The 26472-nt window shown below is 64.9% G+C and carries 25 protein-coding genes; 11 read left to right on the top strand and 14 right to left on the bottom strand.

All coding sequences use genetic code 11. The features are described from left to right. Nucleotides 1-32: 32 nt before the first annotated feature. From EDF57_RS20165 to EDF57_RS20145, 5 genes are all read right to left on the bottom strand, one after another. On the bottom strand, nt 33-773 hold the full coding sequence (locus EDF57_RS20165) for a S1/P1 nuclease (protein WP_243841199.1): 741 nt from the start codon (nt 771-773) through the stop codon (nt 33-35). A gap of 139 nt (nt 774-912) precedes the next feature. Next, nucleotides 913-1695 carry a hypothetical protein gene (locus EDF57_RS20160; protein WP_134095535.1) on the bottom strand — a complete coding sequence of 261 codons (783 nt, stop codon included), beginning with the start codon at nt 1693-1695 and terminating at the stop codon, nt 913-915. Nucleotides 1696-1755: 60 nt separating this feature from the next. Beyond that, nucleotides 1756-2145, bottom strand: coding sequence for a VOC family protein (locus tag EDF57_RS20155; protein WP_134095534.1), 390 nt, complete (start codon nt 2143-2145; stop codon nt 1756-1758). Nucleotides 2146-2267: 122 nt separating this feature from the next. Next, complete coding sequence (locus EDF57_RS20150) at nt 2268-2786, bottom strand: hypothetical protein (protein ID WP_134095533.1); 519 nt, start codon at nt 2784-2786, stop codon at nt 2268-2270. A gap of 69 nt (nt 2787-2855) precedes the next feature. After that, nucleotides 2856-3401: a hypothetical protein gene (locus tag EDF57_RS20145; protein ID WP_243841161.1), complete on the bottom strand. Its 546-nt coding sequence runs from the start codon at nt 3399-3401 to the stop codon at nt 2856-2858. Between EDF57_RS20145 and EDF57_RS20140 the strand changes: the two genes are divergently transcribed. Then, a complete protein-coding gene (locus tag EDF57_RS20140; protein WP_134095532.1) occupies nt 3400-3639 on the top strand; it encodes a hypothetical protein in 240 nt (79 codons plus the stop codon). The two genes, EDF57_RS20145 and EDF57_RS20140, sit on opposite strands and share 2 nt — an antisense overlap. A gap of 115 nt (nt 3640-3754) precedes the next feature. Next, nucleotides 3755-4513: an enoyl-CoA hydratase gene (locus EDF57_RS20135; protein WP_134095531.1), complete on the top strand. Its 759-nt coding sequence runs from the start codon at nt 3755-3757 to the stop codon at nt 4511-4513. Between the two features lie 6 nt (nt 4514-4519). Here EDF57_RS20135 and EDF57_RS20130 read toward each other — a convergent pair whose 3' ends face one another. The 4 genes from EDF57_RS20130 to EDF57_RS20115 form a co-directional block, all read right to left on the bottom strand. Next, nucleotides 4520-5824 carry a replication-associated recombination protein A gene (locus EDF57_RS20130; protein WP_134095530.1) on the bottom strand — a complete coding sequence of 435 codons (1305 nt, stop codon included), beginning with the start codon at nt 5822-5824 and terminating at the stop codon, nt 4520-4522. A gap of 27 nt (nt 5825-5851) precedes the next feature. Then, entirely contained in the window at nt 5852-6151 is a 300-nt protein-coding gene (locus EDF57_RS20125; RefSeq protein WP_132265711.1) for a hypothetical protein, read from the bottom strand. Between the two features lie 121 nt (nt 6152-6272). Then, on the bottom strand, nt 6273-8108 hold the full coding sequence (locus EDF57_RS20120) for a sensor domain-containing diguanylate cyclase (protein WP_134095529.1): 1836 nt from the start codon (nt 8106-8108) through the stop codon (nt 6273-6275). A 97-nt stretch (nt 8109-8205) separates the two neighbouring features. Continuing rightward, nucleotides 8206-9102 carry a LysR family transcriptional regulator gene (locus EDF57_RS20115; protein ID WP_134095528.1) on the bottom strand — a complete coding sequence of 299 codons (897 nt, stop codon included), beginning with the start codon at nt 9100-9102 and terminating at the stop codon, nt 8206-8208. A gap of 100 nt (nt 9103-9202) precedes the next feature. Between EDF57_RS20115 and EDF57_RS20110 the strand changes: the two genes are divergently transcribed. Then, nucleotides 9203-10003 (top strand): alpha/beta fold hydrolase, encoded by an 801-nt coding sequence (locus EDF57_RS20110; protein WP_134095527.1) that lies wholly within the window; start codon nt 9203-9205, stop codon nt 10001-10003. 94 nt (nt 10004-10097) lie between these two features. Then, the gene (locus tag EDF57_RS20105) at nt 10098-11372 is read left to right on the top strand and encodes an MFS transporter (protein WP_243841160.1); all 1275 of its coding nucleotides are present in this window, start codon (nt 10098-10100) and stop codon (nt 11370-11372) included. A 48-nt stretch (nt 11373-11420) separates the two neighbouring features. Here EDF57_RS20105 and EDF57_RS20100 read toward each other — a convergent pair whose 3' ends face one another. After that, nucleotides 11421-12539: an NADH:flavin oxidoreductase gene (locus EDF57_RS20100; RefSeq protein ID WP_134095526.1), complete on the bottom strand. Its 1119-nt coding sequence runs from the start codon at nt 12537-12539 to the stop codon at nt 11421-11423. Nucleotides 12540-12641: 102 nt separating this feature from the next. Here EDF57_RS20100 and EDF57_RS20095 point away from each other — a divergent pair, with 102 nt between their 5' ends. Continuing rightward, nucleotides 12642-13004: a helix-turn-helix domain-containing protein gene (locus EDF57_RS20095; RefSeq protein ID WP_132265702.1), complete on the top strand. Its 363-nt coding sequence runs from the start codon at nt 12642-12644 to the stop codon at nt 13002-13004. 13 nt (nt 13005-13017) lie between these two features. Here the strand turns inward: EDF57_RS20095 and EDF57_RS20090 are convergent, their stop codons facing one another. Together EDF57_RS20090 and EDF57_RS20085 are read right to left on the bottom strand one after the other, a co-directional pair. Next, entirely contained in the window at nt 13018-13440 is a 423-nt protein-coding gene (locus EDF57_RS20090; RefSeq protein WP_132265701.1) for a hypothetical protein, read from the bottom strand. Nucleotides 13441-13659: 219 nt separating this feature from the next. Beyond that, nucleotides 13660-14127 carry an outer membrane beta-barrel protein gene (locus tag EDF57_RS20085; RefSeq protein ID WP_132265699.1) on the bottom strand — a complete coding sequence of 156 codons (468 nt, stop codon included), beginning with the start codon at nt 14125-14127 and terminating at the stop codon, nt 13660-13662. A 401-nt stretch (nt 14128-14528) separates the two neighbouring features. Between EDF57_RS20085 and EDF57_RS20080 the strand changes: the two genes are divergently transcribed. After that, nucleotides 14529-16793, top strand: coding sequence for an NADP-dependent malic enzyme (locus tag EDF57_RS20080; RefSeq protein ID WP_134095525.1), 2265 nt, complete (start codon nt 14529-14531; stop codon nt 16791-16793). 285 nt (nt 16794-17078) lie between these two features. Here EDF57_RS20080 and EDF57_RS20075 read toward each other — a convergent pair whose 3' ends face one another. After that, the gene (locus EDF57_RS20075) at nt 17079-17342 is read right to left on the bottom strand and encodes a hypothetical protein (RefSeq protein WP_132265696.1); all 264 of its coding nucleotides are present in this window, start codon (nt 17340-17342) and stop codon (nt 17079-17081) included. 173 nt (nt 17343-17515) lie between these two features. Continuing rightward, entirely contained in the window at nt 17516-18130 is a 615-nt protein-coding gene (locus tag EDF57_RS20070; protein WP_243654205.1) for a TetR/AcrR family transcriptional regulator, read from the bottom strand. A gap of 104 nt (nt 18131-18234) precedes the next feature. Between EDF57_RS20070 and EDF57_RS20065 the strand changes: the two genes are divergently transcribed. The 5 genes from EDF57_RS20065 to EDF57_RS20045 all read left to right on the top strand — a co-directional run bounded on the left by EDF57_RS20065 (nt 18235) and on the right by EDF57_RS20045 (nt 26375). Continuing rightward, nucleotides 18235-19449, top strand: coding sequence for an efflux RND transporter periplasmic adaptor subunit (locus tag EDF57_RS20065; RefSeq protein ID WP_134095524.1), 1215 nt, complete (start codon nt 18235-18237; stop codon nt 19447-19449). 6 nt (nt 19450-19455) lie between these two features. Continuing rightward, a complete protein-coding gene (locus EDF57_RS20060) occupies nt 19456-22653 on the top strand; it encodes an efflux RND transporter permease subunit (protein ID WP_134095523.1) in 3198 nt (1065 codons plus the stop codon). Between the two features lie 2 nt (nt 22654-22655). Then, nucleotides 22656-24143 carry an efflux transporter outer membrane subunit gene (locus EDF57_RS20055; protein WP_208324909.1) on the top strand — a complete coding sequence of 496 codons (1488 nt, stop codon included), beginning with the start codon at nt 22656-22658 and terminating at the stop codon, nt 24141-24143. A 131-nt stretch (nt 24144-24274) separates the two neighbouring features. Continuing rightward, nucleotides 24275-25183, top strand: coding sequence for a LysR family transcriptional regulator (locus EDF57_RS20050; protein ID WP_134095521.1), 909 nt, complete (start codon nt 24275-24277; stop codon nt 25181-25183). A 142-nt stretch (nt 25184-25325) separates the two neighbouring features. Further along, nucleotides 25326-26375 carry an NAD(P)-dependent alcohol dehydrogenase gene (locus tag EDF57_RS20045; protein WP_134095520.1) on the top strand — a complete coding sequence of 350 codons (1050 nt, stop codon included), beginning with the start codon at nt 25326-25328 and terminating at the stop codon, nt 26373-26375. Nucleotides 26376-26472: the final 97 nt, after the last annotated feature.

Below are 26472 nucleotides of genomic sequence, written 5' to 3'. Positions count from 1 at the left end.
TTTCGGTGTCCGCGACTCATTGGCCCCGCCCGTCACTTTGCGGCGGGCGCTTCCTGATCGAAGATCCAGTTCAGGTAGGCCGCGATACGGACACCCGCGCGTTCGAGGCGGTCATCGATTTCGGCGCGGTGCTGATATGCATAGTCCCAGGAAATGGAGGGCTGCTTCGGATAGATCGTCTTGCGCAGGGCGATGCTCTCCGAGGTCCAGACTTGCGGGTCGCGGACGTTCCAGGCCACGACCTGCTCGGGCGTGATCTTGCGCGACAGCCAGTGCGCATATTCGGAGTAGGACAGCGAGCGCTGTTCGATCATCCCGGAATCCCACACCGAGTGCAGGTTGGTTTCCTTGCCGAACCACGTCACCTTGAAGTCATTGCCCCCGCGATCCGTGCCGCCGCCGACATGGAGAGGCTGGTGCAGATCGCCGATGATGTGGACGATGAAGCGCAGGGCCAGGCGCTTGTCCTCGATCGATGCCTTCGGATCGCGCAAGGTGGCGGTGAAGCGGGGCAGGGCAGTGAGCGCATCGCCTTCCGGCGGCGCGTCGGAAGCCTTGTAGGCATCGCCTTCGCGCACGGTGACATAGTGCCAGGGACTGGCCTTCTTCTGCCAGAAATCGGAAGGGTCGGACTTCATGTCGTCCGGCCAGGTCGCTGCTTCGGCCAGGTCTTCGTTGCCGAGCAGGAGGCGCACTTGAGCCCGGGCGACGCCGCTCAGGTTCTCGTCCGCGATGGCGCCGGTGATGCGGTGCCCAATCGCGCCCCAGGCCATGGCCGGCGCAGTGGGGGTGAGGGCGGCGCCGAGGGCAGCGAAGAGCGAGGCGGCAAGAGTCGGATAACGCATGGTGCACTCCATACAGCAACCGGAGCCTCTTGCCAGTTGCCGCAAGCAAATCAATCGCCTGCGGCTGCTATCTGCACCAGAGTGCCATTTTCACGAGACGAGGCTGCGGGCACCCCGAGGCGGGCAGCGGCAGAGCTTGGCCCGCGCGCCACAGGCCGAGCCGATTGTAGATGTTCGGCATTTCGGCATCTATGACCGCGAGAGGATTGCCATCCCCATAGGTCGTCGCACTGCGGAACCGCAGGACCTGCCGATAGGGGCCTTGCGGGGAGGGGCGATCGACGGTGATCCAGTAGGCATAGGGTGCATCGCCGGTAGGCTCGGCAGCGATCACGGCACCCTGCAGCGGTCCCGCCTCGACATAGCGCAGCTCCTGATTGTTGTTCCGGCCGGTTCTCCGCGCAAATACCAGGGCGAAATCGTCTTTCACCCGGTCATAGGCGTAGAGTTGCAGGCCGATGCGCTGGTCGTTGTTGCCGGCGTGGAAACTTGCGAACTGGACCAGCAGCAGCGGATGTCCGCTGCCCGGCCGGACCACGTCCGCACGTTGGAGATAGTGCGGGACGGAGAACGCGTCGTCTCCAGCAGGAAGCCGCAAGGCCGAAGAAGTCGCGGGATGGCAAGAACGCCCCCGATCCCGGGAGATACAGGCTGTGATGGGTCCGGGGGCCATTTCGCCGGAAGGGTCTTCCTCCTCGCTGCCCTGCCTTACGATCAATTGCCAGGGTGAGCGCGCTTCGAAAGGAGCAGCCAGGTCTACGGTCCGGATGACCTTTTCGGGGGCGGCATAAGCGGGTGCCGGCAGCAGGCCCGCCATACAGAGCCATGCCGTCAAACCAAGCCGGTTCATGTAAGTTCTCGTCCTCACTATCAACAACAAGTCACTGTTTTAAAACACGATCATCCTTCGCTATCCAACCGGATCGACCTCGTAAAGTTCGAGCGGAAGCCCGTCGGGGTCGGTAAAGAATGTAAAGCGCTTGTCCGTGTAAGGATCGATACGGATCGGTTCGCAGGCCACGCCCCTGACTTCTAGCCTGGTCACTTCGGCATCGAGGTCGGCTACGGCGAAGGAAAGATGGCGCAGCCCGCAGGCTTCCGGCCGCGACGGACGTGGGGGCGGCTTGGGGAAGGAGAACAGTTCGATCTGGGCGTTGCCCGCGTCGAGGTCGCATTTCCAGGAGGCCCGCTCCTCGCGAAAGATCTCGCGGATGATCGGCAGGCCCAGCGTCTCGTGATAGAACGCTCTGGAGCGTTGGTAGTCCGATCCGATGATGGCGATATGGTGGATGGCGCGCATGGCGGCCCCTTAGCATCGCGCCGAACCGCTGTCCTCCTGGCGACTTTCGGTGAGGGTCCGGCTTGCGACAAGCTGCCCGGCAGCTTCGGCGGATCCGTGCCCTTACTGGCCGGGGGCCAGGGTTAGGGTCTCCCTTGGTCGTAGGCTTCCAGCGCCGCGCGGTCTTCATTGGATACGAATTCGCAGGCCAGCAGCGTCTTGCCCGGCATCGCCGGACCCTCCCGCGCCACGATGGAGATCAGGCCCAGGTCTTTCATGCCCTGCTGTTCTTCAGGCAGAACCCGCGCAAAGCCAGTCGTGGAGGCGCCGAAAAGGTGGCTCTTCTCGGCCGACAGAGCGTACCGCTTGCCCAGTTCCGCCGCCACGGCGCCCTCCAGCAGCACGCCGACCGACATCCCGGCAAAAACGACATCCTGCGTCTTGAAGCCGTCCCGCTCAATCGGCGCAGGCAAATGATAGATCGCGGCGCCGAGCGAAGAAGTGTCGGGCTTGGCAAGCTTTTCCGCCGCTTCGTAAAGGTCGATGGCATTGCCGGTGGAATAGGGCGGTTCACAAAGGGCGGCGGCAAGGAAGTCCGGCGTCTGCGCCGCAGCGTGGGAAGGTGCGGCCAGCGCGGCAATGAGCAGGGCAAAACGATTCATCACCGGGAATTGCACCATGTTTTCAGCAATTTCAACGGTTTGATGTCACCTCGAAGAAAAGACCTGAGATCAGTTCTTCGGTGCCATCGGTTTCTGGGATCGCACTTCTCCCAGCAGCAGGCCGAGGTATTTCTCGGCTTCGGCCGACTGGCTCTTGGGGAAAGCGGCCGTCATCCGCCCGCTCCAATAGCCGTAGTTCACCGTGGTCAAGCTGAACAGCCAGGGCTGGTTGTCTCGATAACCGCTGAACGTGCCGCGATAGGCGTCCAGCTTGCGGTTGGTCGGGATCTTGGTGGGACCTTCCGAGACGATGGCGGGGGCAGCGAAGTGCGCCATCGCGGCCTGGCGCATGATCATGTAATGATCGCGCGCAGACATATCGTCGATATGGAGGATCGCCATGCGCACGGCAATCTTGTCGCTTCCGCTACCGATCTGCCGGTCATAGCCGATGGCGACATATTCTCCGCTTGGGTCGTAGGCCTTCTCGCTAAGCCGTTTGAAACCTTGGAATTCTGCCGGGAAACGCAGCCCACTGGCGGTGTGGACAAGCGTGGTGCCATCCGCCGCGAGGGTGAAGCCCTCGGGAACGTCCACGGAGGGGACAGCAGCCATGGGCGAAACGGCCGGGGAAGGCTGGGCGAGGGCCGGCGCAGCAATGCCGGCGGCCAGCAGCACGGCCAGCGCGCCAATAGAGGAACAGATGGTTGAAGGCATCGGCGTCAAATCCCCTGGTCACGGCGGCGCTGCGGTAAATGACGCCCTCCTCGCGCTCAAGTCTAGGGCCATTCACAAGTTGCAATCAACATTTGAATTGCGGGTGAATCTTTTGAATGTCGATAAACGTGCTTAACAAAATCCATGCGCGACTTCGAAGGCAGGACGGGTTCGCGCAGGCTTGAGGCTTGGCGGTAATCGGCTAGAGCTTGGCCACCTGCATGGAATTCGGGCAGGTGTTGGAGAGAGGCATGAGTGAAGGCATCCTGGTGATCGATAGCGGCGGCGTTCTCGAAATCCTGATCGATCGGCCCGAAAAGAAGAATGCCCTCACCGCGCCGATGTACCGCGCGATGACGGCCGCTCTGGCTTCCGCGTCGGCGCGGACGGACATTGGTGTGGTGCTGGTCGGCGGGCAGGGAGATGCCTTCTGCGCCGGGAACGACCTTGCCGATTTCATGTCCGGACCGGATGGCGCCGAGGCCGCGCTCGATTTCATCCGGGCAATCGCGGTGTTCGAAAAGCCACTGGTTGCGGCCGTGCAGGGGCTGGCCGTGGGTGTCGGCACGACGATGCTGTTTCACTGCGACCTCGTCTATGCCGCTCCCGATGCCGCCTTCGTCATGCCCTTCGTGAACCTGGGTATCGTGCCGGAAGCGGCATCCAGCCTGCTCGCGCCTGCCACCCTGGGCCATGCCAAGGCGGCGGCCATGCTGCTGCTGGGCGAACCGCTGGATGCGCAAGGTGCGGAGCGTGCGGGCCTGGTCACGGCGGTCGTGCCGGCAGACGCCTTGCTCGGCCATGCACGCGCCAAGGCGTCGGCACTCATGGCCAAGCCGCCGGAGGCCCTGCTGGCGACGCGCCGGTTGATGAAAGGCGATCCGGCGCTCATTTCGGCCCGGATCGAGGAAGAGGCGCGGATCTTCCGAGAGGCGCTGCAATCGCCCGAGGCGCGCGAGTCCTTCACCGCCTTCTTCGAAAAGCGTCCGCCCGTGTTCCGGCGCAGCTAGGCCCGGTCACCCGGGCTCGCGTCGGGGCTGCTCGGCGCCGGTGACGCGGCGCCAGTGCTCGTCTGCGCGGCGCTCGAACGTGCCGCTTTCGCGTGCCTCGCTGCGGTAGAGAGAGCCTTTGGGCATGGGCGAATAGACCTGATCCACCCAGCCGCGCGGATCGTCGTGAGGCCAGATATATCCGACGTGGCCGAGCTGGCTGGCGCCCTTGTAATGGGCATCGCGCAAGTGCAGCGGCACTTGCGCGGGCGGCTGCCCGGCCACGAATTGCAATGCGGCCGAGATGCCGCGTGATGCGGAAGCCGATTTCGGCGCGCGGGCGACGTGCAAGGCTGCATGGGCCAGGACGATCTGGGCCTCGGGATAGCCGATCTTCTCGACGGCGTGGAGCGCTGCCACGGCTGTCTGCAAAGCGGTGTTGTCGGCCAGGCCCACGTCTTCGGAGGCGTGGATCATGATCCGCCGCGCTATGTAGCGGGGATCCTCGCCGCCGTGGACCAGGCGCGCCAACCAGTACAGCGTGGCATCCGCATCCGAGCCCCGCATGGACTTCACGAAAGCCGAAACGACATCGTAGTGGGCATCACCCGACCGGTCGTGGTTTACCGTAGCGGCGGCGTAGGCCTCTTCCAGCATGGCATCGGTAACTTCGAACGCCGCGTCGCCATGCCCGAGTGCCAGACTTTCGAGGGTCGTCAGCGCACGGCGGGCATCACCGCCGGACCGCCCCGCGACCATGCGTACCTGCTCGGGCGTCATGGCGATGGCAGCGCCCTCGGCGTGGAGGTGCTCGATCCCCCGGCGCACCACCTTTTCCATGTCCTCTATGGAGAGCGGTTCCAGCTTGAGGATGGTCGAGCGGGAGACCAGCGCCGGCGTGAGGACATGATAAGGATTGCCGGTGGTCGCGCCGATGAAGTCGGCGATGCCGTCTTCGCAGATCGCCAGCAGGTCGTCGGTCTGGGTGGCGGTAAAGCGCTGCACTTCGTCCACGAAGATCAGCAGGGGATGGACGCGCGCTTCATCCGCCAGCTTGCGGATTTCCGCGACTCCGGCGCGCGTGGCATTGAGCGGGCGGAAGGTCTTGCCCAGCATGGCGCCCACGGCCCGCGCAATCGAGGTCTTGCCGATGCCGGGCGGCCCGTAAAGGATCACGCTGCCCAGCGCTCCCGCCTTCACGCGCCGCCGCAGGATCGAGCCTTCGCCCACCACATGGCCCTGGCCGATCACATCGTCCAGCGAGGCGGGGCGGAGCAGGGCGGCAAGCGGCATCCTGCCGGCCGGCCCGGAACCTGCGAAGAGATCAGACATCGGTCATTTGAAAGCGCAGGCGGACGATCAGACCGTCAGCAGCAGCGTGTCGTCGCTTCGCGGCGCCGCAGGCTCGAAATCGGGGAGCGGTTCGAACACCTCTTCGAGGAGTTCGGTCACTTCCAGGCCGGCGAGCTTGAACTGGCCGAGGCGGCGTTCTTCGGGCGAGCGCCATGCCTTGCTCAGGTTCAGCGCGCTGACGAAGAGGTCTCCGTGGCGCTCGAACATCAAATGCGGGGCGAGCTTGATGATGCCGCCGTTATAGCGGGCATTGACGGTGCGGCGAAACGAGATCGCTTCCATGAGAGAGAGACGGGTATCGATCATGCGCGTGTAGAAGCCAGTTCGGTATTCGGTAGATTTTGCATTGCAGCATTGTGAAGGCGACAACGGTTCGGCGCAAGAGCCTAGCGCATGAAGAGCCACAGTTGATGCGGTGCGGTTGCGATCAGGCGCTGCGCCGCTCCTCGGGGTCGGCGGGGAGCGGCAGGCCCGTCCGATTGCGGCCGCCCTGCTTGGCCCGGTAGAGCGCGTCGTCGGCCTGGGTCATGATCGTGCGGCTCTCCTCGCCCCGCACGATCAGCGCAATTCCCACGCTTACGGTCGCTTCCACGGCGTTGCCGAGGGGATCGCGGATCGTCGTTTCCTCGAACCGCATGCGGATCCGCTCGCAGACCAGATGGGCCTGGTCGACGCCGAGACCGGCCAGCAATACGGCAAATTCCTCACCGCCAAGGCGGGCCACGAGATCGCCCTCGCGAACCGCGCCGCGCAGGATCGAGACGAAGCGCACCAGCACATCGTCTCCGGTGGCATGGCCGTGGCGGTCGTTGATGCGCTTGAAGTGGTCGAGATCGAACAGTGCCAGGCATCCCGCCGGGGCTTCGTCGGCAGCGGGTTCCGCAAGGGACTGGCCGAGCACGGCGAGAAGCGCCTCGTCGAAGGCGCGGCGGTTGCAGGCGCCGGTCAGGTGGTCGGTCATGGCCTGAGCGGTGAGGCTTTCCACCAGCTGCCGCCGGCGCGTTATCTCGCGGATGATGCTGACGGTGCCCGAAGTCTGCCCGTCCTCGTCGAGGATGCCGCGGATATGGCTTTCCACCCAGACGATGTCGCCGTTCTTGCAGCAGACCCGATATTCGAGGATCGCCGTCTGGTCAGGGTCGGCCAGTGCGCGGCTGCGTGCTTCGAGGATGGTGGGCACGTCGTCCGGCAGGATGAGCTTGAACATCGAGCTTCCCACCAGTTCGGCAGGCGCATAGCCGGTGACCTGCCTGGCCGAAGGCGAGGCGTAGCGCACCGTACCGTCCGCGCTCACGCGCACGACGATGTCGCTCATGCGGTCGAGCACCGCGCGGTGCAGCGCCTCGGCGGCATGCAGGCGGTCCACCAGGCGGCGGCGCGAGCGCAGTTCGGCGGCCAGCGGCAGGATGATAAGCACGATGGAGGCGAAGTAGATCTGCAAGACCTGCAGCTTCATGGCCATCGGACCATGAAGCAGGGTCGTCGGCCCGCGTCCTGCCAGGGAGAACGACAGGCCGATGCTCACCAGGATGACGATGGAGGAAATCGCACCGAACCGCCCCAGTCGCAGAGTGGCCGCGACCATCGGCACGAAGGGAATGATGACCAGCGGTATCACGTTCTGACCGAAGGTGATCAGCGAGGCCGCCACCACCAGTCCGAGCAGTATGGCCGCTTCGCCCACCCGCTTGCTTCCGGCTGCGGCGATCCATTGGCGGGTTTCGCCGCGCAGGGACAGAAGCACCGGCGGTGCGAAAGTCACGAAGCCGAGAGCATGGCCGGCATACCAGTCGAGCCAGGCTTTCCAATAGGGGATGCCGCTTGCCGCATGGGCGCATAGGGCCGCGCCGAAAGCTGCTGCCGCCGGGACCAGCAGCCCTGCGACAAGCAGGAACATGCCGACTTCGGGCAGCGACTGGAACCTGCCGAAACGCGGATAAAGCCGGCGTACCAGCCAGGCGGCGGAGACCGCCTCGGCAATGCAGAGCAGGGAGAGCGGCACGGCCACCAGGCCGTGGAAGCCGAAAAGCATGGAGGCGCAGAACCCGACCGGCGCGCATGCCAGCGCGATGCCCGCCCAGCGCCAGCGCGGCGTGCTGCTCAGCCTTGCGAAAAGGATCGGCCCTGCAAGCCACACGATGGCGATGCCCGCGTCGAAACGCGTCAGCTGCAGGGCGATGGCCGCGCAGACGAAATAAGTCGTGGCTGTCAGAACGGCCTCGCGCAGCGGCAGGCGAAGTCGTCTGGGGAACGAACGGGGCATCGCGCATGGCTAGTGGAATATGGTTAGCATCCTGTAAATGGGTAACTTGCCTGACCGCGGGTTTCCGCCCGGCGCCATTTCGGCCTGGCGCGGCGTCTCATCCGGGCTCGGCTTCCGAGGGGAAGCGCGCTTCCGCCACGAAAGCCGCCACGGTTGCCGCCTGCTCGTCGTTTCGCGTTGCCAGGGCCAGCGCGACTTTGGGTGTGTTGCCTGTGAGGTCGTGATACGTCACGCCCCTGAACGAGGCGTCGCGCATGGATTCCGGCACAAGCGCCACACCCAGTTCGGCCGCGACGAGGGCCAGAACCGAAGCGACCTGCGGTGCCGACTGGCCCAGTATCGCTTCGAACCCGGCGCGGCGGCAGGCCTCCAGCGTGGCGTCGAACAAGGTGGGTCCGAGGGCGCGGGGCGTGAGGATGAAGGCGTCTTCGGCAAGCTGCTCCAGCCGGATCGGCTCGCCATGCGGCATTCGCGCCGAGGCGAGGGCGGCAATCAGCGGCTCGTCGGCCAGGTGGAAGAGGCGCAGCCCCTGCTTGTCCACGGCGTCGGGACGCAGGAAAGCTGCATCGAGCGAACCGTTCTTCAGACCTTCCACCAGGCCGATGGAATTGTGCTCGGCCAGGCTCAGTTCGACGTCGGGGAAGCGGCGGCGATAGATGCGGATTGCCTGAGGAACGCGGGGGTTGAACGCGGCCGAGCCGGTGAAACCCACCCGAATGCGGCCGGTTTCACCGGCGGCGGCGCGCTGGGCGGCAACGACGGCCTCTCCGACGAGACCGGGGATCTGGCGCACCCCGGCTTCGAAGGCCCGCCCGGCCTCGGTCAATTCCGCGCCTTGCGGGATACGGTGGAAAAGGGGTGTGCCCACTTCGCGTTCCAGATCTTTGATCTGATGGCTGAGCGGCGGCTGCCCGATCCCCAGGCGCTGGGCGGCGCGCGTAAAGTGGCGTTCCTCAGCCACGGCCAGAAAATACCGGATGTGCCTGAGTTCCATCTGCCGTCTTCGCCTCATACCTAAAACATATCGAGATCGCCATCATCATGAATTGGACAGATGGAGCGCACAAGCCCATTTCGGCCTCAGGAGATTTGAAATGGCTAGTTTGGCAACCGACACCGCAGAGTTCACGACCGAGGCGCATTCCGCGCCGGGGCAGACCGCATGGAACCGCGCCAGCGCCGACCATGTGCTGGCTCTGGAGCCCGTGGTGTTCCTGCCCGGCCTGCTCTGCGACCAGTCGCTTTGGCGCCGACAGGTCCATGCGCTAGCCGATGTCGCTGCGCCGATGATCGCCGATCTTACCCTCGACGACACGATCGGCGCCATGGCCGAGCGCACCCTGGCCGCCGCGCCGCGCCGTTTCTCACTGGCGGGTCTCTCGATGGGCGGCTACGTCGCGCTGGAGATCATGCGCCGGGCGCCCGAGCGCGTTTCGCGCCTGGCTCTCATCAATTCCAGCGCTCGCGGCGATACGCCCGAACGCAGCCGGCAGCGCAAGGCCGGCATCGAGTCCCTGCGCCGCGGCAAGTTCGTGGGCATCACGCACCGCCTGCTGGGTGATCTGGTCCATGCGGACAACACCGTCGGCCCGGTTGCCGACGAGATGCGCGGCATGGCCTCGCGCGTCGGCGGTGATGCCTTCATTCGCCAGCAGCATGCGATCATGACGCGTCCGGATTCGCTGGACAGCCTGGGAGCCATCCGCGTTCCGACCATGATCGTGGTAGGCGAGGGGGACCGCATCACCCCGCCCGATCACGCCCGTGAGATCCATTCGCGGATCGAAGGCTCCAGCTTCCACATGATCGGCGCCTGCGGCCATATGGCGGCGCTGGAACATCCCGAGCAGGTGAACTTCCTGCTGCGGAACTGGCTCCAGCGCCAGGCAGCCTGATCGGGGACAGCCCGTTTTGAGCCGATAGGACGCGAAAAGCTCTCGGGCATTTTCGCAAATGCCGCTAACGAACTCTCCATGGGGGGAGTTCGCCATGTCCGCACCTGATCTTTCGCTGCTGGCGAAGCGGCGGTTCGCGCCGATGTTCGTCGTCCAGTTTCTGGGCGCCTTCAACGACAACCTGCTGAAATTCGCCATGCTGTTCCTGGCGAATTTCGTGATCTTCGCCGGTGAGGCCGACAAGGCGGGAATGCTGGCGGCCATCGCCAGCGGGGTGTTCATCGCACCCTATTTCCTGTTCTCCGCCCTCGCCGGACAACTTGCCGACCGGATCGACAAGGCGCGACTTGTCCGCTGGATCAAGCTGGCCGAAATCGCGATCATGGCCGTGGGCCTGAGTGGGTTCTGGCTTCAGTCGATCCCCGTGCTGATGACGGCGCTGTTCCTGATGGGGCTTCATTCCACGCTCTTCGGACCGGTGAAGTATTCGATCCTGCCGCAGCATCTTGCCACGCACGAGATCATGGGCGGCACCGGCCTGATCGAGGCGGGAACATTCCTGGCGATCCTTGGCGGGCAGCTCCTGGCCGGCGTGATCCCGGCCCGGGAAGCGGGCCTGGCCGCCATGGGCATTGCATTTCTCGGCTACCTTGCCGCTCGCGCCATCCCGCCGGCGCCGCCGGTTCGCGGCGAGCATCCGGTCGACTGGAACCTCTGGCGCGGGACGATGGAAGTGCTGCGAACCGCGCGCAGCGGCCGGGCCGTCTGGCTCTCGGTCCTGGGCATAAGCTGGTTCTTCGCGGCAGGCGCCGTACTCGTGTCGGAATTCGCGCCGCTGGTGAGTGGTACCCTGGCGGCCCGGCAGGAAGTGGCGACGGTGTTCCTGGTGATCTTTTCGGTGACGATCGCGCTGGGCTCGCTGGCGGTCAACAAGCTGCTGGGCGGCGAAGTCTCGGCGCGATATGTGCCGATCTCGGCATTGGGGCTGGCGATCGGCCTGATCGACCTCTGGCTCTCCACCAGCGGTTTCATCCCCGCCGCGCAGGAGGCTTCGTTCCGTCAGTTCCTGGCAAACCCCGGCGCGGCGCGCATTCTGGCAGACCTGGTGCTGGTGGCCTTTTCGGGCGGCATGTTCATCGTGCCGCTCTACGCGATCCTGCAAATGTACAGCGCCGCAGAGGAACGCTCCCGCATCATTGCCGCCAACAACATCGTCAATGCCGCGGTGACGGTCGGGGTCGTGCTGGCGATGACGGGGCTGCTGGCAGCGGGGCTCGACGTGCCGGAATTGATCGGCGTGCTCGGTTTTGCCTCGCTGGCTGCCGCGCTGCTCGGCCTGCGCCTCGCGCGGGAGACGGCGGCAGGGTGATGAGGAGCGCTGCGGGGAGACATCCCCGAAGCGCTCCCCGTCGCAGTGTCAGACGAGTTCGCCCAGAGTGGCGGCGTCGAAGCCCTTGAGCTTGCCGGATTCGCCCTTGCCGATCTTGCTGACCCAGTCCGGATCGGCGATCAGCGCGCGGCCGACGGCGATCAGGTCGAACTCGTCGCGCTCCATGCGCTCGACCAGATCGTCCAGCGCCGTGGAGGTCGAGCTTTCGCCGCCGAAGGCAGCCAGGAATTCGCCGGAAAGGCCCACCGAGCCGACGCTGATCGTGGCCGCGCCCGTGAGCTTCTTTGCCCAGCCCGCGAAGTTCAGGCCTTTTTCGCCGTCGATTTCGGCGAATTCCGGCTCCCAGAAACGGCGCTGCGAGCAGTGGAGCACGTCCACCCCGGCATCGACCAGCGGCTGCAGCCAATCGGCCATGAGATCGGGCGTCGCTGCCAGACGGGCGAGATAGTCCTGCTGCTTCCACTGGCTGAGGCGCAGGATGATAGGGTAGTCGGACCCGACGGCCTCGCGCACGGCGGAGACGACCTCACCGGCAAAGCGCGATCGTTCGCGGATCGTGGCGCCGCCGTAGCGGTCCGCACGCTCGTTGGTGCCGGACCAGAAGAACTGGTCGATCAGGTAGCCGTGCGCGCCATGGATCTCGACCGTGTCGAAGCCGAGGCGCTTCGAAGCCGCTGCCGCGCGGGCGAAGGCGGAGACGGCATCGGCAATGTCTTCTTCGCTCATGGCCGAACCACGCGGCTGACCCGGCGCCAGCAACCCGGAAGGGCTCTCGACCGGCACGCCCGGATCCCAGCCATCCGGCCCCACCGTGGAGCCGGTGTGCCAGATCTGCGGGCCCATCTTGCCACCGGCGGCATGGACCGCGCCGATCACGCTTTTCCAACCCTCAAGCGCTTCTTCGCCGTGGAACAGCGGAATACCAGCCATGTTGCGAGAGGCGGGGCGGTCGATCACCGTGCCTTCCGAAAGGATCAGCCCCACGCCGCCTTCAGCGCGGCGCTGATAATAAGCCGCTTGCGGAGCACCGGGAATGCCCTCTGGCGCAAATCCGCGCGTCATCGGCGCCATGACGATCCGGTTCGGCAGGTCGAGCGAACGGATGCTGAAGGGGCGGAACAGGACTTCGGTATTGGATGCCGACATGCAGGCAGGTCTCCATTGAAACAGGAAGGCCCTTAGGTATAAACTGGAAACCTAGCGTCAATGAGGCACCTTTAATCGCCTAGGTATACTGGAGGATACCGCTTGCCCGAATGCCAGCATTTCGACATCGGCTGCCCGAGCCGGCAACTGTTCGACCAGATCGCGGACAAGTGGTCGATGATGGTGCTGACCGTGCTCGTTCCCGGGCCGATGCGTTTCAACGCCATCAAGCGGCACATGGAGGGCGTGACGCAGAAGGCGCTCACCCAGTGCCTGCGCAAACTGGAGCGCAACGGCCTGCTTTCCCGCCGGGTGATCCCGACTTCGCCGGTCGGCGTGGAGTACGAGATCACGGCCTTGGGCCAATCGCTCCATGCACCATTCAAGGCGCTCTACCGCTGGACTCTCGACAACCTCGACGAAGTGGAGGAATCGCGGCGCGCTTTCGACCTGCGGGCCGCATAGGGCAGGGCGGGGCTCAAAGCTTGTAGGGGTTTCCGGGAAGCAGGCGGGCAGTGAGCGGTTCGTCGAGGTCCGGCACGCTCATCTCCACGCGGTCGCCGCTGATGGAGATGCTGGCGCATTCGCTGTCCCGGTTTTCCGGGCCGCCCACATCCTTTGCGCGGCGCTCGGAAACGCAGAGCAGTCCTTCGGGGCTGATCGCCCAGCGCTGCTGCATCACCCTGTGACCCTGGCCATGCTCGCGCATGCGGGCGATGCCGCCGGGCTTGAGGAAAATGACGTGCTCGCCCGGAAGCTGGGAATCGTCTTCTTCCAGCGTGTTGCCTGCAAGCCGTTCCACGGCGGCGCGCCCGGTAAGTGCTGCGGGGTCCTCGCCATCGGTCAAGGCGGGCAGGCTCGCGGCGGCGAGGATTGCAAATCCCAGTGCAATGTCCGTCATGTCCGTGTTCCTGTCTGGTGATCCGAAAATCCCACCCACCCCGATTTGATATAGAAACAGAAGCGGTTGCGGAATGGGGATTGGATGAAAATGACCGTCTTCGGCAGCCCCGACACGGCCGTAACGCAAAAAAGGCGGCTCTCGCGAGCCGCCTTTTCCTCGTCCTCGTCCGGCCTTCCCGGTGGCTGGCCGTGATGCCGGCCGGACGAAGGCCTCAGATCAGAACTTCATGCCGACGCCGACCAGGCCGACATCCGCATCCGGCGTGTTGTCGCCGACGAGCAGGTGCTTGTATTCGACCTTGCCGTAGAACTTGTCGTTCAGGTCCTGCTGCAGGCCGCCGCCCACGCCGACGGCGCTGTTGCCGTACTTGGTGAACTTCGACTGCCAGGTCGAGGCGGCATAGAGCTTGGTCGAAGGCGTGACCTTCACACCGGCGCGGCCGCCGACGCCCCACGAGACGCGGGTGTTGTCGGTCAGCACCTTGTCGGCCGAACCTTCCACGCCCACGAAGAACTTTTCGCCGAGATCGTAGTCGTAACCGGCAGCGACGCCAGCCACTGCATCGCTGTCGCTACCGTCCCAGATCACGCCGGTGCGCGCTTCCACGCGGGCCTCGTTCGCGAAAGCGGGCGAGGCGGCAGCGACGGCGGCAACCGCGGCGAGCGAAACAAGTGCAATACGCATATTCAAACTCCAGTATCTTTCTTCCCCGGCCCTCTTCCGGGCAGCCACCGAGTGGAGGCCAGGGCCTTGCACCGAAGTGAACAAGTCATTCTGATGACAGTCAGAATTCCGGCCCGTCTGACCTTTGGGAGGCTGAAGGATCCAGGTTTCCTGCGGGCTTCGGCTTGTTATGCGTGGCCCAGGGGGTGCCGCGAACGGTCAAAAATGCTCTGTGGATAAGATCGGCAAAACCGCGGGATAGCCAGGGGATGGGGCGGTAAAACCCCCGTGCACGCGGCACATCTTCGCGAAGACCGGGCCGCCGCGCCGTCCATTGTATAAGGATGCTTCTGGAAGAAGAGGAAAAGATGCTGGTCCGGAAGGCATAGGCAAGCGCGAATCCTTTGCCTATGAGGGCCGCCATGGACGACAATCTCCGCCGCGCCGCCCTCGACTACCACCTCCATCCGCAGCCGGGTAAGCTCCGTATCGAGCCGACCAAGCGCATGGTAAACCAGCGCGACCTGGCGCTGGCCTATTCGCCGGGGGTCGCCGCACCCTGCGTCGAGATCGCTGCCGATCCCGACAAGGCGATGGACTATACCGCGCGCGGCAACCTGGTGGCCGTGATCTCCAACGGCACCGCAGTGCTCGGCCTGGGCGCAATCGGTGCGCTGGCCTCGAAGCCGGTGATGGAGGGCAAGGCCGTCCTCTTCAAGAAATTCGCCGACATCGACGTGTTCGACCTGGAAGTGGACACCACCGATCCGGACAAGTTCGTCGAAGCGGTGGCCCTGCTGGAACCGACCTTCGGCGGTATCAACCTCGAAGACATCAAGGCTCCCGAATGCTTCGCCATCGAGGCGCGGCTCAAGGAACGCATGAACATCCCGGTGTTCCATGACGACCAGCACGGCACGGCCATCGTCGTCGCCGCCGCGGTGCGCAATGCGCTGGTGCTTCAGGGCAAGACCCTGGCTGAAGCCAAGCTGGTCACCTCGGGCGCGGGCGCGGCAGCGCTGGCCTGCGTCGACCTGCTGGTTTCGATGGGCCTCCAGATCGAGAACGTGACGCTGACCGACAAGGACGGCGTCATCCACTCGGGCCGCGAGGGCATGTTGCCGAACATGGCGCGTTACGCGCGTGAGACCAATGCGCGGTCGCTGCCGGAAGTTCTGCCCGGCGCGAACCTCTTCCTCGGCCTTTCGGCGCCGGGCGTGCTCAAGCCGGAATGGCTGCCGCTGATGGCGCCGAACCCGCTGATCTTCGCGCTCGCCAATCCCGAGCCCGAAATCCGGCCCGAAATCGCCCGCGAAGTTCGCCCGGATGCGATCATCGCCACCGGCCGCTCGGACTATCCGAACCAGGTCAACAACGTCCTGTGCTTCCCCTACATCTTCCGCGGCGCGCTGGACGTGGGCGCGACGGCGATCAACGAAGAGATGAAGGCGGCTGCGGCAGAGGCTATCGCTGCACTCGCCCGCTTGCCCGCGCATGACAGCGTTGCCCAGGCCTACGGCGGTCGCAAGCTGGTGTTCGGCCCCGAATATATCATCCCGACGCCCTTCGATCCGCGCCTGATCGGCGAGATCGCGGTAGCTGTTGCCCGGGCGGCCATGGCCAGCGGCGTCGCCCGCAAGACCATCGACCTCGACGAATACAAGCGCAAGCTGACGCGCCAGAACACGCGTTCCGGACAGCTCATGCTTCCGGTGTTCCAGGCGGCGCGCGGCTCCGGCCGCCGCATCGTCTACGGCGAAGGCGAGGACGAGCGCGTGCTGCGCGCCATCCAGGACGTGCTCGACGAAGAAATCGCGCGTCCCACCATCGTCGCCCGCCGCCGCGTCCTGGAAGAAAAGCTGCCCGGCCTCGGCCTCGGCTTCCAGCTCGACCGCGACGTGGAAGTGATCGACCCGGAAACCGACCATGAGATCATGGGCGAACTCGTCGAGGCCTATCGCGCGGTGGCTTCGCGCAAGGGTGTACCGTCGGACGAGATCCCGCGCCATGTCTATCGCCGCCCGACACTGACCGCGGCGCTCCTGCTGCGCACCGGCCGGGTCGATGCGGCGCTGGTCGGCGGGCGCTCCGAATATTGGGGCCAGATCGAGCACGTCCTGCGCGTGATCGACCGCGAGCCGGGCAGCAGCCGCGTCTACGCGCTTTCGGGTCTGATCCTGGATGCCGGCGCGCTGTTCATCACCGACACGCACATGGTGCCGGATCCCACACCGGAGCAGATCGCCGAAATGGCGCAGCTCGGCGCCACCCAGCTCAAGCACTTCGGCCTGCGTCCTCGCATCGCGTTGCTCTCGCACTCCAATTTCGGCGCTTCGCATAGCCCGAGTGCGCGCAAGATGCGCGCCGCCCTGGACATCGTGAAGGCCGCAGCACCGGATCTGAAGATCGACGGTGAAATGCATGCCGATGCCGCGCTCAGCCAGGCCCTTCGCGATCGCCTTGTGCCGGATGCCCGGTTCGAGGGACCCGCGAACCTGCTGGTGATGCCAAACCTCGATGCGGCGAACATCACGCTGACGGCGCTCTCGGCTTCGTCCAGTTCGCCTACTGTCGGCCCGATGCTGATGGGCCTTTCCCAGCCCATCCACGTCCTGACGCCGGGCGTCACCGCGCGCGGCATCCTCAATCTCACGGCTATCGCAGCCGCTCAACTCGAGCAGGTCTGAACCTGATACCTGCGGATGCGGCGCTTGAAGGCGCTGTGTCCGCAGGAAACTGATTCCGATCGGGACCACTCGGCCGAAGTGCGCTGATATTCTGCACGATGATTGAAGAATCGGGTCTGAGGAGAGCCTCGATTCTTGCTCCTGCTGAGCCAGATGATTTGCGTAAGGCGCAACTAAGGGCGCTCAAGGCCTCAGCAAAGACTGCAACCTAAGTTGCATCTTTCACATCAGCCTTGGCTTTTCACCTTCGCATCCGACGCCAAACGCGATCGAAGATCGCGTGCGTCAGTTGACCCGATGACGGTGCTTGCCGCCGAACTTCTTTCCGCAGAACTGTTCGAGCTGGCGCATTTCCGTGGCGGCGGCCGTTGCCAGCGCACTGGCGCAGGGCAGGTGGCTCTCGGCATCGGCGATCCGCGCTTCGACCTTGTCGCGCAGCTCTTCGATATCGGCACGCGTCAGGACATTCTTTTCACGCAAATAGCAGATCAGGCTCTGCAACAGGATCATCGCCTTCTCGCCTGAGTCCACCTCGTTCTTCTCGATCATTATCGGCATCCTCCGAGCGACTTTTCTGAAGGGTCGCGTCTCGTTGGAGGATGATACGATTCGAACGGCCTGTCCAGTCATCATGACTGGTTTGCGCAATGATCGGTCTTGAAACCGACCATCTTGCGAAACAAACGCAATATCACTTGCCTGCCAGGAAGAATGTCCGTTCCTCAATCATTTAAGGCGGCCAACTCCTTGCGGAGCACCGAAACGATGTGATCCCGCACCGGCGCATGCTTCTTGTCGGGCGACAGTTCCATCATCGCCATCATCCCCCACGAGAGCAGGAAGATGAGATCCACGACCAGCGACCGGCGCTCTCGCGACACGCCGGGCAAGAGGGATTCAAGCGCTTCGTCCAGGCGCAGCCGCACGCGGTCGTCGGTTTTCTGGTTTATGGCGGCAATGATGGGGTTACGACCGACTTCTGCCAGGAGTTCTGCCATCAAGCGGCGGTCTTCCAGGGTCGGCTCGTCCAGGCAGAAGCGCTCGATCCAGGCGCGGATTGCCGCCGTATCGCGGGCTGCCACCGCAGCTTCCAGCTTGTCTTCCTCCAGCCAGGCGAGAAGGTTGATCTCGCAGATGGCAGCGATGATCGCCTCCTTGTTCTCGAAGTCCCGGTAGATCTGGCCGACCTTGATCCCGGAGGCGAGGGCGATCTGCGCCATGCCGGTGCGATGGAACCCTTGCTCCACAAAGAGCTTTCTGGCCGTGTCCAGAAGATGCTCGCGGCGGGCGACCGAACGCGCCGCTCGCGAGCGATCCATAATTGTGTCATCTTTCACTGCATCCTCCTCACCTTGCAATCGTTCTAGCGACCCAATACACATCGCGCGAATCAATGAGTGAACATTCACTCACGTTTTAACTCTCATTGCGGGCTTGCTCCATGAAAAAGATCACCCCGGCTCTTGCCTTGCTTCTGACCGCGTGCGGCGGCGGTGGAGAGCAGCCGGCTCCTGCCGGTCCCCCGGAGGTCGGAGTCGTGACTGTGAAGGAGGGCGCGGTGACGCTCAGCTCCGAGCTTCCGGGCCGTACCACGGCCTACGAATCCGCAGACGTCCGCCCGCAGGTCAACGGCCTGATCCTCCAGCGCCTGTTCCAGGAAGGCGACATGGTGCGCGCCGGTCAGCCGCTCTATCGCATCGATCCGGCGCCTTACGAGGCCCAGGCCGCCAGCGCGCGCGCCGCGCTCGTCCGTGCCCGTGCCAATATCGCCAACACTGCTGCGCTGGCCCGCCGCTACGGGGAACTGGTCAAGATCAACGCGATCTCGCGGCAGGAGGCGGAGAATGCATCCGCCAGTGCCGCGCAGGCGAGGGCGGACGTGGCCGCGCAGGAAGCGGCGCTGCGCAGCGCTCAGATCGATCTCGGCCGCACGACCATTCGCGCACCGATCTCGGGCCGCATCGGCCGCTCGACCTTCACGACCGGTGCGCTCGTCACCGCCTCGCAGGCCGACGCGCTGACCACCATCCAGCGCCTCGATCCCATCTTCGTCGACATCCAGCAGTCCAGCGCCGACGTGCTGCGCCTGCGCCAGCAGCTGCTCTCGGGCGACCTTTCGCAGAGCGGCGGCGCCGCCCGCGTGCGCCTGAAGCTGGAAGACGGCAGCGACTATTCCGAAGAGGGCACGCTGAAGTTCACTGACGTGACGGTCGATCCCTCGACCGGCAGCCAGGTGGTGCGTGTGCAGTTCGGTAATCCGCGCGGCCTGCTGCTGCCCGGCATGTATGTCCGGGCCGAGCTGGTCGAAGGCACCCGGAGCAACGGCATTCTGGTCCCGCAATCGGCAGTCAGCCGCGACGAGAAGGGCAATCCGACGACTCTCGTGGTCGGTGCCGGCAACAAGCTGGAGATGCGCAAGCTCACCGCGCCGCGGACCGTCGGCAGCAGCTGGCTGGTGACATCGGGCCTGAAGGCGGGCGACAAGGTGGTTCTCGACGGTGCGCAGATGCTGCGTCCCGGCGCCGCCGTGAAGCCGGTGGCCGCACAGGCCGCCAAGCCCGCAGGCGCGGCACCTGCCGCACAAGGCCAGGGTGGCGGTCAGCCGCAGGCCGGCCAAACTCAGGCCGGCCAAACTCAGGCCGGACAGGGTCAGTAACCGATCATGGCACGCTACTTTATCGACCGGCCCATCTTCGCATGGGTCATCGCCATCGTGCTGATGATGTTCGGCGCACTGGCCATCCGCAGCCTGCCGATCTCGCAGTTCCCGGAGATCGCGCCGCCCACCGTCACCATCAGCGCCACTTATCCCGGCGCCGACGCGGAAACGCTGGAACGCACGACCACCCAGATCATCGAGCAGCAGCTCAAGGGCATCGACCAGCTCCGCTACTTCTCGGCGCAGTCGTCCTCGGCCGGCAATGTCACCATCACCCTGACTTTCGAGCAGGGCACCGATCCCGACATCGCCCAGGTTCAGGTCCAGAACAAGCTGCAGGCAGCCACCGCACTGCTGCCGCAGGAAGTCCAGCGCCAGGGCGTCACCGTCGCCAAGTCGGCGGCGAGCTTCCTGCTGGTTGCGGCGATCTATTCGCAGGACGGCAGCCATAGCGCCAACGACCTGTCGGACTACATCGTCAGCCAGGTGCAGGATCCGGTCAGCCGCATCAATGGCGTTGGCGAACTGCAGATCTTCGGCACCCAGTATGCCATGCGCATATGGGTCGATCCGCTGAAGCTGCGCAGCTACAACCTGACCATCGCCGATGTCAGCACGGCCGTGCAGGCGCAGAACGCGCAGGTTTCCGCCGGCCAGATCGGTCAGCTTCCCGCTTCGAAGGAGCAGGAACTCAACGCCACCGTTTCCGTCCAGTCCCGCCTTCAGACGCCCGAGCAGTTCGGCAACATCCGTCTTCGCCAGGGCCAGAACGGCTCGGTCGTGCGCCTGCGCGATGTCGCCCGGGTGGAACTCGGCGCCGAAATCTACGGCTTCGACACGCAGTACAACGGCAAGCCCGCATCGGGCTTCGGCGTCAGGCTGGCATCGGGCGCCAATGCGCTCGACACCGTCGACCTGGTGAAGGCCGAAGTCGAACGCATCGCCAAGAACTTCCCGCAGGATGTGAAGGTCGTCTATCCTTACGACTCCACGCCGTTCGTTCGCCTCTCCGTCGAGCAGGTGGTCCACACCCTGTTCGAAGCCGTCGTGCTCGTCTTCCTCGTCATGTTCCTGTTCCTGCAGAACTGGCGCGCGACGATCATTCCCACGATCGCGGTTCCCGTGGTCCTGCTCGGCACCTTCGGGGTCATGCAGGCGCTGGGCTACTCCATCAACACGCTCACCCTGTTCGGCATGGTGCTGGCAATCGGCCTGCTGGTCGATGACGCCATCGTCGTGGTCGAGAACGTCGAACGATTGATCCAGACGGAGCACCTGACACCGAAGGAAGCGGCGCGAAAATCGATGGACGAGATCAGCGGCGCGCTGATCGGCATCGGCATGGTGCTTTCGGCGGTGTTCCTGCCGATGGCCTTCTTCGGCGGCTCCACCGGCGTCATCTACCGCCAGTTCTCGATCACGATCGTTTCGTCGATGGCGCTTTCGGTCATGGTCGCACTGATCCTGACCCCCGCGCTCTGCGCCACCATCCTCAAGCCGCACGATCCCACGAAGAACGAGGGCAACGGACTGCTCTCGCGCTTCTTCCGCTGGTTCAACGACAAGTTCGACCGCGGCACGGAGAAGTACGAGAAGGGCGTCCGCTCTTCGGCACGTAGCTGGAAGCGTTCCGGCCTCGTCTACCTGCTGATCGTGGTCGCCATGGGCCTGATCTTCTGGCGCCTGCCGAGCGGCTTCCTTCCCGAGGAAGACCAGGGCACGATGTTCGCGCTGGTCCAGGCGCCTCCGGGTGCCACGCTGCCGCGTACCCAGCGCGGTCTGGACGTGGTGCGCGACCACTTCCTCAAGGACGAGAAGGCCAACGTCGAATCCGTCTTCACCATCAGCGGCTTCTCGTTCAACGGCCAGGGCCAGAACGCGGGCATGGCCTTCGTGAAGCTGAAGGACTGGAAAGACCGCAGCGGTGCCGACAACCGTGCTCCGGCCATTGTCGGCCGCGCCATGGGCGCCTTCTCGAAGTACCGGGATGCCATGATCTTCGCGCTGGTTCCGCCGGCGGTGCAGGAACTCGGCAATGCGACCGGCTTCGACATGTGGCTGGTCGACCAGAACAACATCGGCCATGATAAGCTGATCGCGGCGCGCAACCAGCTTCTGGGCCTTGCCGCTCAGGACAAGCGCGTGGCGCAGGTTCGCCCGGTCAGCCTCGACGACGCCCCGCAGCTCGACGTCAACATCGATCAGGACAGGGCGGGTGCGCTCGGCCTCGACCTGAGCGCGGTGAACAGCGAAATCTCGACCGCGTGGGGCGGCGCCTATGTGAACGACTTCCTCGACCGCGGCCGTACCAAGCGCGTCTACCTCCAGGCGGACGAGCAGTATCGCTCCTCGCCCGAGGCGATCGAGAACTTCTACGTTCGCAGCAGCGACGGCCAGATGGCACCCTTCGGTTCCTTCTCCAACCTGTCGTGGAAGACGGCTCCGGTCATCCTCACCCGCTATAACGGCCGGCCCGCCGTGCAGCTGCAGGGTGCACCGGGCGAGGGCGTGAGCACCGGCGCCGCGATGGAAGCCATCGCCGAAATCCAGCAGAAGCTGCCCGCGGGCACTTCGCTGGAATGGACCGGACTGTCCTACGAGGAACGCCTGTCCGGCGGTCAGGCACCCTCGCTCTATGCGCTGTCGCTCTTCGTCGTCTTCCTCTGCCTCGCGGCGCTTTATGAAAGCTGGTCGGTTCCGATCGCCGTGCTTCTGGTGGTTCCGCTCGGCGTCATCGGTGCCGTTCTTGCCGCCAAACTTACCGGCCTCAACAACGACATCTACCTCCAGGTCGGCCTGATCACCACGATCGGCGTCTCCGCGAAGAACGCGATCCTCATCGTCGAATTCGCCGAGGAACGCGTGCAATCCGGCATGAATGCCTTCAGCGCAGCCATCGAGGCGGCAAGGCTTCGCCTTCGCCCGATCCTCATGACCTCGCTGGCCTTCGTGTTCGGCGTGCTGCCACTGGCGGTTTCGACGGGCGCAGGCGCGGGCGGTCAGAACGCCATCGGCCGTGCGGTCGTCGGCGGCATGCTTTCGGCCACGATCCTCGCAATCTTCCTGGTGCCGATGTTCTTCGTGGTCGTCAGCCGCCTGTTCAAGCACGGGCAGACCGACCGCCACGAGGAAACCGAGGCCCATGTCGAGACCGAAGCCGGTCCCCGCTCCTCCGACGGCACCGAGCCGCAGGGAATCTGAACATGAAAAAGTCCCTTATCGCCCTGATCGCCGGCACCACGATGCTGGCAGGGTGCAATCTGGCGCCGCGGTATGAGCGGCCCGTGGGTGCGGTTCCGGTGGCGCTGCCGCAAGGCGGTGTCTATCCGGTCGCCCCGACCGATGCCCTCGACGTGACCCGTATCGGGTGGCGAGATTTCTTCCTCGATGACCGGCTGCGGCAGGTCATCGAGACCGGGCTTGCCAACAACCGCGACTTGCGGATTGCGGCCGCCAACGTGCTCCAGGCCCGCGCGCAGTTGAAGGTCCAGCGTTCCTCGCTGTTCCCGACCGTGAATGCGGGCGGCACCGCGACGTATACCAACAATATCGCGGGCGCCGTCGGCGGCGGCACCGGCGCGGGTGTCGTCGGGGCCCAGGACGTGGAGATCTATTCGGCGACCGCCGGGATTTCCGCGTTCGAACTCGATCTCTTCGGCCGGATCCGCAACCTGAGCAAGGCCGCGCAGGAACAGTTCTTCGCCAGCGAGGAAGCGCAGCGGTCCACCCGCATCAGCCTGATCTCGGAAATCGCCACCGCCTGGCTGACCATGGCCTCGGACAACGAGCAGCTCCGCCTCTCGCGCGAGACGCTCAAGACTTTCGAGGAAACGCTTCGCCTGACTCGCGAGCAGTTCCGCATCGGTGTCGGGTCCGAACTCGAAGTGCGGCAGGCCGACACCAACTATCAGGGCGCGGTGAACGACATTGCCGCGCTGGAAGCCAGCGTGGCGCTCGACCAGAATGCGCTGAACCTTCTCGTCGGCACCACGGTGCCGCAGGAGCAGTTGCCGACGGGGCTCTCGTCGACCCCGGTGACGCGTGATGCGCTGCCGGCGGACGTCTCGTCCGATGTCCTGCTGCGCCGCCCGGATGTGCTTCGGGCCGAGCATCTGCTCATCGCGGAAAACGCCAATATCGGCGCGGCCCGCGCGGCGTTCTTCCCGACGATCTCGCTCACCGGTACCATCGGCACGATCAGCACGGCGCTTTCGGGCCTCTTCAAAAGCGGCACTTTCACTTATACCGCCTCTCCGGGAGCGACCCTGCCGCTGTTCGACGGTGGCCAGCGGGCGGGCAACCTGGCTTATGCCAAGGCTTCGCAAGTGGCGGCCGTCGCCACTTACGAAAAGTCCATCCAGACCGCGTTCCGCGAAGTGGCGGACGCCCTGGCGCAGCGCGGCAAGATCGGCGACCAGGTCCGCGCCCAGTCGAGCCGCGCCGAATCCGCCCAAGTTGCCGCGCGCCTTTCCGACGCGCGCTTCAAGGCCGGGGTGGACTCGTTCCTGACCTCGCTCGACGCCCAGCGCACCGCCTACGCGGCGGAACAGCAATTGGTCGGCACGCGCCTGACCCAGGCCAGCAACCTGGTGGAACTCTACCGTTCGCTGGGCGGCGGCCTCGCTGACGAACAGCAGGCGGCAGGACAACGATCGGGTGGAGCAGGGGCCTCCGCCACGCCGCAGAACTGAAACCCTACAGGGGTCCGGCCGGTCTCGATGGCCTCGAAACCGGCCGGACTGCGCTTGCGAGGTGAATTTCTCTCAACTTCCCTGCACGGCAGGGCTGGACATGGCGGCAGGCTCGACCAAGAACGGTCGGCATGAAATTCAGCCGTTCCGATCTCGCGGACTTCGCCTACTTCCTGGCGATTGCGCGTAACCGCAGTTTTCGCCGTGCCAGCCTGGAACTGGGCATCAGCGCCTCCGCGCTCAGCCATGCGCTTAAGGGCCTGGAGGATCGCCACGGCGTGCGTCTGCTCAACCGCACCAACCGCAGTGTAACCCTCACGGCCGCGGGCGAAGCCTTTCGCGATGCGATTTCCGAACATTTCGATGCCATCGACAATGCCGCCGAAGTCCTCAACCGTTTCAGGGACGCGCCGGCCGGGCGCATCCGTCTCAATGTGCCGGAAGATGCGGCCGAACTGCTGCTGGCACCGGTCCTGCCCACGTTCATCGACCGTTATCCCGACATCGAGATCGACCTTTCGATCGACAACCGCATGGTCGACGTCATCGAACAGGGTTTCGACGCAGGCATCCGCTATGGCGGCACGGTGCCCGAGGACATGATCGTCCAGAGGCTGTCCCCTACCATGCGCTGGGTCGTGGCAGGATCGCCGGCCTATTTCGAGCGTTTCGGCGTGCCGGAAGTGCCGCAGGACCTGGAACGTCACCGCTGCATGAGGATCAGGCTCGGCAACGATCGTATCTACAACTGGGAGTTCGAACGCGGCGAAGAGGCCTGCGTCATCGCCGCGCCCGGTCCGGTGACGATCGGCAATTCGCGGATCGGCATGCAGATGGCGCTCAGCGGCGCAGCGCTCGTCTATTCGGCGGAACCGTCGATCGCCGCCGAGGTGGCTGCCGGCCGGCTTCAGGTCGTTCTGGAGGAATGGGGCTCGATGGGCGAGGCCTTCCACATCTACTATTCCAGTCGGCGGCAGGTGCCTTCGGGACTTCGCCTGTTGATCGACCTGATCCGGGAGATACGCCCGATGGGGCTCTAGGCCGTCCCGGGGGCGATCAAGCTGAATTTCATTCATCGCTGCGTTCGACGCGCGCGGGGATGATATGCATTCGTTTGCGCACTAATTGGGAGCTGGTGGCGGACCGTCACCACATTCTCTCAGCATCAAGGATTCAGCAACGATGACGAAAGCTTTCGGAGCCGTCACCGAAAAGACGCCGCTCGTAGCGCTCGATATCGAGCGCCGCGCGCCTGGCGCGCACGACGTCGCAATCGACATCGCCTATTGCGGCGTTTGCCATTCCGACCTTCACCAGGCCCGCGGCGAGTGGGCAGGGACCCTCTATCCCTGCGTACCGGGCCACGAGATCGTCGGCACGGTCAGCGCCGTCGGCAGCGAAGTCTCTGCCTTTGCCGTCGGCGACACGGTCGGCGTCGGCTGCATGGTCGACAGCTGCCAGCATTGCTCGGCGTGCGACGAAGGCCTGGAGCAATATTGCGACAATGGCTTCGTCGGAACTTACAACGGCCAGACTGCGGATGCCCCGGGTCACACGCTCGGCGGTTACTCGCAGAACATCGTGGTCAGCGACAAGTTCGTCCTGAAGATCAACCACCCGGCTGAACAGCTCGCCGCCGTGGCGCCGCTGCTCTGCGCCGGCATCACCACCTGGTCGCCGCTGCGTCACTGGAATGCCGGACCGGGCAAGAAGGTCGGCATCGTCGGCATCGGCGGCCTTGGCCACATGGGCGTCAAGCTCGCCCATGCTCTCGGCGCGCACGTGGTTGCCTTCACGACTTCGGAAAGCAAGCGCGACGCGGCGCTGGAGCTGGGCGCCGATGAGGTCGTCGTCTCGCGCAATCCCGACGAGATGGCAGCCCATGCCAACAGCTTCGATCTGATCCTGAACACGGTCGCCGCCAGCCACGATCTCGATGCCTTCACGGCCTTGCTGAAGCGCGACGGCACGATGACCCTGGTCGGCGTGCCCGAGCATCCGCATCCGTCGCCGAACGTCGGCGCGCTGATCTTCCGCCGCCGCACCATCGCCGGTTCGCTGATCGGCGGTATCGCCGAGACGCAGGAGATGCTCGACTTCTGCGCAGAAAAGGGTGTGGTTTCCGATATCGAGATGATCGACATCAAGGATATCAACGAGGCCTACGACCGCATGCAGCGCAGCGACGTGAAGTATCGCTTCGTGATCGACAACGCGACGCTGGCGAACTGACGTTTGCCGATTGGCCCTGGAGCTTCGGCTTCAGGGCCATCCCGTAGCGCCCACATGGGAGCCACACGGGAGGGGCCATGAAAGCGCCGTGAAAACC

The sequence above is a fragment of the Novosphingobium sp. PhB55 genome, from assembly GCF_004368805.1.
GTDB lineage: Bacteria > Pseudomonadota > Alphaproteobacteria > Sphingomonadales > Sphingomonadaceae > Novosphingobium.
This window is presented reverse-complemented; position numbering and strand designations above follow the sequence as displayed.